At 57.2% G+C, this 6,329-nt stretch carries 6 protein-coding genes; all 6 read right to left on the bottom strand.

From position 1 onward, the window contains the following. Positions 1–158: 158 nt before the first annotated feature. A complete protein-coding gene (locus BM131_RS19510; protein ID WP_090192126.1) occupies positions 159–1,046 on the bottom strand; it encodes a Brp/Blh family beta-carotene 15,15'-dioxygenase in 888 nt (295 codons plus the stop codon). Further along, the gene (locus BM131_RS19505) at positions 1,043–2,152 is read right to left on the bottom strand and encodes a lycopene cyclase family protein (protein WP_090192124.1); all 1,110 of its coding nucleotides are present in this window, start codon (positions 2,150–2,152) and stop codon (positions 1,043–1,045) included. Before BM131_RS19505 ends, BM131_RS19510 begins: the two co-directional genes overlap by 4 nt. Continuing rightward, the gene (locus BM131_RS19500) at positions 2,139–2,990 is read right to left on the bottom strand and encodes a phytoene/squalene synthase family protein (RefSeq protein WP_090192122.1); all 852 of its coding nucleotides are present in this window, start codon (positions 2,988–2,990) and stop codon (positions 2,139–2,141) included. The genes BM131_RS19505 and BM131_RS19500 overlap by 14 nt, the downstream gene beginning before the upstream one ends. After that, on the bottom strand, positions 2,987–4,495 hold the full coding sequence (gene crtI, locus BM131_RS19495; RefSeq protein WP_090192120.1) for a phytoene desaturase family protein: 1,509 nt from the start codon (positions 4,493–4,495) through the stop codon (positions 2,987–2,989). Before crtI ends, BM131_RS19500 begins: the two co-directional genes overlap by 4 nt. Then, positions 4,485–5,336 carry a polyprenyl synthetase family protein gene (locus BM131_RS19490; RefSeq protein ID WP_090192118.1) on the bottom strand — a complete coding sequence of 284 codons (852 nt, stop codon included), beginning with the start codon at positions 5,334–5,336 and terminating at the stop codon, positions 4,485–4,487. Before BM131_RS19490 ends, crtI begins: the two co-directional genes overlap by 11 nt. A 63-nt stretch (positions 5,337–5,399) precedes the next feature. Further along, positions 5,400–6,173, bottom strand: coding sequence for a bacteriorhodopsin-like (locus BM131_RS19485; protein ID WP_090192116.1), 774 nt, complete (start codon positions 6,171–6,173; stop codon positions 5,400–5,402). Between the last annotated feature and the right edge of the window lie 156 nt (positions 6,174–6,329).

Below are 6,329 nucleotides of genomic sequence, written 5' to 3'. Positions count from 1 at the left end.
GCATTCAGCCTCTGGGCAGAATACACCATCGAGATGGTGGTGTAATTTACAGACGAGCAACACCTACGACACGCGGCCAACAACTTGGCAATGCCAGTCGGGGCATTCCAAGCTTCTCAATTCTAAAACATATGCCGTCAAGCGACTACGATATATTTTTAAAATTGGCGAAGAGTGCTTGTCGCAGTGCTATGCCTAAATCGATCAACCAAAATCAAGTGGGGAACGGTGAGTGCTGCCAATCCTATAAAAACTGTTTTTGAGATTGCATTCTCTATCGTTTCAAGCCCAACACCCTGAATAATGCCGATACTCGCAAAGCCGGTCAAGACGGTTACCACTGACAACGCAATGGATAGGTGGACCGCCGTGCGGCGATCGTCGATCCAGTTCAATGTCAAAGTCATGTGCCGGACTGAATGCAGTGCACAAAAATAGACAATAAAAAATATAAGTGGTGACAGACACAAGGCGGCAACCCATAGGACGATCTGTTCAAGGATAGCGCGCGTGCGCAGGGCGGGCTGCGACACGACTATGATCAGCGTCGCGACCAACGCCACAGCCCCGACGCACGCAAGGCACGTCGCGGCAAGAGTGGCTGGCGGCATGGGCGCAAGATATCCGAAGATCGTCGCGACGTCGTCGCGGTGAAACAATGAGGGGGCCCCGATCGTCGCTGCACCCCCTGTCCAGCGCAGAATGACCGGAGCATCGTCCCAGTCACCTGCGAAATGAATGGCCGAATACGTCAGGAATGCAAAAACGGAAAACCCCGGAAAGTATGTCCACGCCAAAACAACTGCACCGGCCAACCCGAGGTAAAGGGCGGCAAAGCGTGCTATGCCCTGCCAGCCTTTCAAAGGCCAGATCGCCTGCGCGATGGGCAGGTCCAATGCCCCATGTGGTAAACCGAAAATCGCGACAAATGGAACCAAAAGCAGGATTTGAACCCTAAGGTTCGGCTGCAATACAGTCATCACCGCGATTGACACTATGGCTGTGATTGCAAACAACCAAGTCTGCCAAGTTGGTGACATGGTCATGTGGGAAAGGCGGCTGCCCGCAAAAAGGGCAGCGGTGGAAGGGATGCCATGACTGAAAGACGGTCGACGGGATGGGTCGACCCGGACAGGAACCGTTCCAGCCGATCGGCTGGCGCGTTGCGGAACAGGGCCTCGAACAACGCGGGGCCGCTTTTGGGTGCGGTTGCCAGCACTTGCAGGAACACGCGGTCCATGAAGTGCGTCAGGCGGCTATCAAGGCGGGTGTCCGGCACCCGGCCAGCAATCACGGCAGCCGCGACGCGGTCTGCTTGAATTTGATTGCGCGCGAAGGCGTAGCCTGTTGACGGTCTTGCGGCACCGCCACCCAATCCCATCCGAATGATTCCGTCCTGCGCGGGGTCCGCAAAGCCGACCTCCATCGGCAGGGCACCTGCTTCGGTGCGCAGGGTTTCGGTCCATCCGGGGTCCAAAGCCGCAATTTCATCGTCAAGCCACGCCGCATAGATATCACGTCCTGGACTATGTGGGGCGAACGATGTCACCTCGACCAGCGCGTGATCCGCTGCAAAAGGCAGGATATAAACGAAATCGACGCCACTGCTGCGGGCCGGACGAAAGTGCATCAACTGGACGCTGTCTGGGTTGAAGACTGGCCGTTCAGTTCTGATCTCGCGCCCGAGAAAGAACTGTCCATAGGCTGGAATGCGGGCAGGTGGGCGGGTGTCGATAACAATACGCGCTGATAGCGTGCCGGCGTCCGTTTCAATATGCCACCGATCATTGAAGCGTTTCATCCCGTGCGCCGTGACACCAAGGGACAGGTCAATGTGCCGACCTTGCGAAATCAAATCTTGCGCGCGGTTATAAAAATCTTCCGACCTGACCGTCTGATAGCGCAGGTGCGATGACGTGCGCCGTACTGGATCGCCCTGGCCTGCGACCGTCCAGGATGTCCATTCCTTGTGCACGCAATCCTCGAACGGATCCGATGCGGTGCGCCAAAAGCTCCATGCGCGATCATCGGTATAGGCTGTGCGTGGTTCGATCACACTGATAGATAAATTGGAATGCACCAACCGCGCGGCAAGGCTCAGACCCGCACAGCCGCCGCCAATGATCGCAATATCAACATCAGGTGCGGACATTGGACGACACTCTTTTCACGTGCAGGCTGCGCATGCTTTCGCCTAACAGCGCCACAATCGCGAGGCGTGCCTTTTGCCTTGCGGGCACAATGGCCCGGCCTTGCAGGGGGGCAAAGTTGCGCTGACGCAATCTAGTTCCAATTCCGGCATAAATTGAAGCAGCCACAGCGACTGCAAGGCGCAATCGGATGGGCAGCGCAACGAGGCCCGCGTGGCCAGAATGATAAAGCACGTCCGCCCGATCCAGTAGATCCGCCATTGCCTTTGACGCGCCATCAACTGCATCTGGCACCCCGTCCGCGATGGCCTCTGGCGCGAACGGACATCGTGTGTGGGGCAAATAACGTCGACCGGCGCGGGCATCTTCAGCGACATCGCGGCAGATATTGGTCAACTGCATCGCCTTGCCAAGATCGGCCGCGGCGACGTGCCAACGGTCGGGAATATCAAACAAGGCGCACATCATGATGCCCACAGTCCCAGCAACGCCCATACAGTAGTCGTCCAGCATGCCGTCGTCGGCGATGCAGGTTGGCCCGACATCGGCTGCAGCCGCGGCTACCAGATCACCAAAGGCGCGCAAACCCGCCGAGCGCCCGGCAAACAGAAGCTGTGCTTCTTGAGCGAGAGTGTCGGTCGGGGCGGGCAATTCGATCTGATCGTGCAACCCGAGTAAACGCGCGCGGCCTACAGATCCGCCTATATCGTCGGCGATATCATCAACGGTGCGGCACAGTGCATATAGCCGCGCTACCCGCATGCGATCCGGTCGCGCCAGTAGGCGTGCGGCTGGTGCAAAACTGCGGGCATGGCGTGCCATGATTGCTTCGGGTGTCACGCGATAGTCTCTGCCACAGGCACCAGCGCGTCCAGCACCTTAGCGGACGACACAACTCCGGGTAAGCCCGCCCCGGGATGCGTACCTGCTCCCACAAAATAAAGGTCACGCACGCCCTCCCCCTTGTTGTGGAAGCGGAACCATGCGGATTGCGTGAAGAACGGGGACAGCGAAAAGCCCGCGCCGTCCACCGACAGATAGTCATGGCGAAAATCTTCGGGTGTCATCGCGAATTCTGCCGTGATCGTGTCCGTCAGGCCGGGCATCATAGTGCGGTCCAACGCGGCGACGATCCGGTCGCGCAGCTTTGGCCCCTCGACCGACCAGTCCTGCCCACCAGCAAGGTTTGGCACCGGACACAACACATAAAAACTGTCGCATCCATCCGGGGCAAAGCTGGGATCTGTGGCGGTCGGGCGATGCACATACAGAGAAAAGTCATCAGCTAGTTTTTTGTTCTTGAAGATATCGTCCAATAAACTCTTGTAGCGCTTGCCGAACCACACGGTGTGATGTGCCACGTCCGGCCATGTCTTCGTGGCCCCGAAATATAGCACATAAAGCCCCATCGACAGCTTTGATGCCTTGGAGCGGACCTTGGCGACCGCAGAGACCTGCCTAGCAGGCAACATGTTACGATAGACATGAACTGGGTCCATGTTTGACACCACCAGATCGGCAGTCAATTTCCGACCGTCTTGCAGAACGACACCCGTGGCCCGACCATTGTCGACGGTAATCTGGTCGACCGTTGTGTCGAGAGATATCTTGATCCCTTCTTCTTGCATCAGGCGTTCCAGTGCATCAACCAGCGCACCGGTGCCGCCCATAGCAAACCAAACACCGTGCTTGCGTTCTAGATGGTTGATCATTCCATAGATTGCAGTGGTCGAAAACGGATTCCCCCCCACCAGCAATGGCTGGATAGAAAAGGCACGTCTTAGGCGGTCGTTCTTGAGGTGACGCGCGACCATCGACCAGACACTCTCGTACGCGCGTAACCGCAGAAGATGAGGAATCTGTTTGACCATGAAGCCGGGCGAATGGAATGGCACAGATGACAGGCGGGTAAAGCCGACATCGTAGATTTTCTTCGACCACGCACCCATGCGGCGGTACCCATCGACATCGTTTGGCGACAGGCGTGCAATCTCGGCTTCGGTCGCTTCTTCGGTGGGGCCATAGTCGAACGTTTCACCGTCGTCATAGTAGAACCGATACCAAGGATCAGGCTGCACAAGCGTGATATAATCTGCCATCGATTTGCCAAACATGGCGAACAGTTCTTCAAGCAATTGCGGTGCGGTCAGAACCGTCGGACCTGCGTCGTGGCGAAAGCCTTCTTTTTCGAATACCTGCCCGCGCCCACCAAGCCGTGGGCAGCGGTCGATCAAATGGACCTCATAACCCTTTGCGCGCAGGCGCAGAGCCGCGGCGATGCCGCCAAAACCGGCACCTGCGACAATGGCGGTCTGTCGTGCACTATAGCGGGTATCACGTGGCATGGCTAAACTCTTTCAGTTGAATGTCGAGGCGGGTGGCCAGTTTGAGAAATGGTGCACCAGCACCTCGGGGTAGGGCCCCGATGTGTCTTCGAGCCGCGTCGAGCGAAGCGCCCGCCCTCTCACAGGCGGCGCGGGCGGCCACGCCCGGCGACAACCCTGTTGCCTCCAAAGAAAGGCAGATATTCGTCACACCGTAGGTCTGGTCGTCGGCGCGATCCAACAGATCATCCAGAGTCTGATAAGCGATCGCGATCGCGCGGCCCGCGCAGATGGCATCGTCGTCATGGCCTAAACCCGCAGCGATCAACGCCAGCTGGACCGGCAATGCCAGCAGCGGCCCTGACTTGTCGGCAGCGATGAATTCGTGATCCTCTGGTGTCGCCAAGCCTATGCTGCAATCTCGCGCCTGACCTCTGATCGTTGTGGCAATGGCGTCGTGCATCGCACACAGGGCTGCCGCGGGGTGTGGGTGCATCGCGATGGTGCGATAAGCAGCAGAGATCAGCAGATCACCGGTCGAAATGGCGATATTCTTACCGTATTGCGCCCACACGGAAGGCTTTTGACGGCGCATTTTATCACCGTCCTGAAGATCGTCGTGCACCAGCGATGCGTTGTGAAGCAATTCCGGCGCAAGGGCGCATGCCAACGCGATTTGGCCCGATAGGCCAAGACCCAGTGCGGCCTCCAGACCCATGCGCGCCCGTGTGCGTGCGCCACCTGCAGAAAAATGGTATTTTGCGGCCTCTGCCACAATCGACGGGTCACTCCAGACAACGCGTGCGATCTCGGCTTCGATATCAGTTAAAGAGACAGACTGATGCGACTGGATGTCGAACATCTTGAAGGTCCGATCTGTAAAAGGGAAGAGCCGCCCCCGGAAATCCGGGGGCGGCAGGTGGCATTATTCTGCCGGGACTACTTTGTCCGAGCCATTTGCCATGGCTTCGCTTTTGCGCACGGCAATCAGGAAGATCAGCACACCGAACCCCGCTTTTGCCACAATATCGGCGATCGTATAACCGACTTGGATGATGACCTCTGAGCCTGCACCCCCAAGTCCGATAGCACCTGCAAAGTAGACCACTGGATAAAAAGCCCAACTTGCGACTGTCACGTTCCGTGCCAGCGTGATCAGACCACGCGCGCTTTCAGGCTGGTTACTGATCGACTTGGACAGACCGACGAACAACTCGTATACGATCCAAAGGAAGGGGATCATTGACAACAGGCCCCAGATCCAGCGACCACCGCCACTTGCCGCGACTTCACCCGGGTAGCCCAAGGCCACCATCAAGGCTGCAAGCAGTCCCAATCGTGTAGCGCGCGAGATGGTCTCGGACCGGCTCAGCCCCATGACCAGGATCAGTTCGATCAACAGCAGCGGTACGGTCAGCAGCCAGTCGACGTAGCGGTAGGCGTCGTTGAAGGGGACGCCGGTAGCCTGAAGGGTGCCGTCGATGAACGCATAGGACGCTGTCCAGCTTTCGAAGATGCGGAAGTAATGATAGGCTGCGATTGCCGTCACAAGGCCTGTGATCGTCAATGCGGTTTTGAATTTTGTGTCCACTTGGCTGCGACCCAGCCAGAAGAAAATCGTGGCTGCGGCTAGTGTCGCAAAGCCAAACGAAAAGGCATTATAGACCAGATTATACTGGCCTACTGTTAGGTTTTCCATAGGTATACTCCATTTGGAACATCTAGTATGCTCGAGCTAATATTAAGCTCTGGTTAATAGAAAGCTTAAACTAAGCCGCGGCCGGTGTTTGTCAAACATGTTGTCCGCCGATTTCATGCGGCGTCTCTGATTTCAGGGGCGCTGATTTCGGTTTCT

Source organism: Loktanella salsilacus, assembly GCF_900114485.1.
Classification (GTDB): domain Bacteria; phylum Pseudomonadota; class Alphaproteobacteria; order Rhodobacterales; family Rhodobacteraceae; genus Loktanella; species Loktanella salsilacus.
The sequence above is the reverse complement of the archived record's forward strand: the minus strand, read 5'-3'. Positions and strand labels throughout refer to the sequence as shown.